Genomic DNA, 1,250 nt, shown 5'->3' with positions numbered 1-1,250 from the left:
GCAGTACCAGCGAGACCCCGGGCACGCCGATCCTCCACCAACGCGTCCAGATACGCGTTCGCAGCACCGTACGCCGCCTGACCACCACTCCCCCACACACCCGCGATCGAAGAGAACACCACAAACGCGTCCAGCTCACGATCACCCAACAACGCGTCCAGATGCCCCGCACCAGCCGCCTTCCCCGACACCACCCCGGCGGCATCCGCCAGACTCATCCCCGCCAACTCGACAGCCTGCTCCACACCCGCCGCATGGAAAACCGCCCGCAACGGAAACTCCCCCGGCACGGCATCCAGCACCGCCCCCAGTTGCTCGCGATCAGACACATCGCAAGCCACCACCGTCACCCCGACACCCAGCGCCTCCAACTCCTCACACAGCTCGGACGCACCCGGCGCCTCCACACCACGACGACTGGTCAACACCAAATGCTCCGCACCCTGACCCACCACCCACCGCGCGACCCGCGCCCCCAACGCACCCGTACCACCCGTCACCAGCACCGAGCCACGCACCCGCCACGTCGTCCCATCAGCAACCGACGCGGCCGACCGCGTCAGACGGCGCACGAAAACCCCCGAACCGCGCACCGCGACCTGATCCTCACCACCCCCACCACCAGACAACACACCCACCAACCGCCCCACCGCACGCTCATCCAACACCTCAGGCAAATCCACCAAACCACCCCACACCGCCGACTGCTCCAACCCCACCACCCGACCCAAACCCCACACCTGCGACTGCACCACACCCGCCAACCGATCCGAACGCCCCACCGACACCGCACCCCGCGAAACACACCACAACAACCCCTCAACCCCCACCTCCACCAACCCCCGCACCAACATCAACGACAAAGCAAAACCACTGGACAACACCGGATACCCAGAGCACGGCCCCTCATCCAGAGCCAACAGCGACAACACACCACCCAGCTCAGACACATCAGCAACCGCCCTACCCAGCCGCTCCCCCAACACCCCGACGTCCAAATCCCCCTCATCCACCACCAGCGACACCACATCCACACCATGCCGCCCAAGCCCAGACACCACCCCCGCCACCAACTCATCCCCGGCACACGACGCCGGAACCACCACCAACCACGTCCCCGACAACGACCCACCGGCCACCTCCCCAACCGGCCTCCACACCACCCGATAACGCCAACCATCAACCATGGACTGCTCACGACTGCTGCGCCGGTACGCCGACAGCGCGGGCAGCACCGCGCCCAGCGTCGC

General features: G+C 66.8%; 1 protein-coding gene. It reads right to left on the bottom strand.

Annotated features, from left to right (window positions below; translation table 11 throughout):
• A partial coding sequence (locus tag VT50_RS32030; RefSeq protein WP_143645305.1) for a beta-ketoacyl reductase occupies window positions 1–1,250 on the bottom strand: 1,250 nt, incomplete at both ends.

It is taken from the genome of Streptomyces antioxidans (genome assembly GCF_000968685.2).
Taxonomy (GTDB): domain Bacteria; phylum Actinomycetota; class Actinomycetes; order Streptomycetales; family Streptomycetaceae; genus Streptomyces; species Streptomyces antioxidans.
This window is presented reverse-complemented; position numbering and strand designations above follow the sequence as displayed.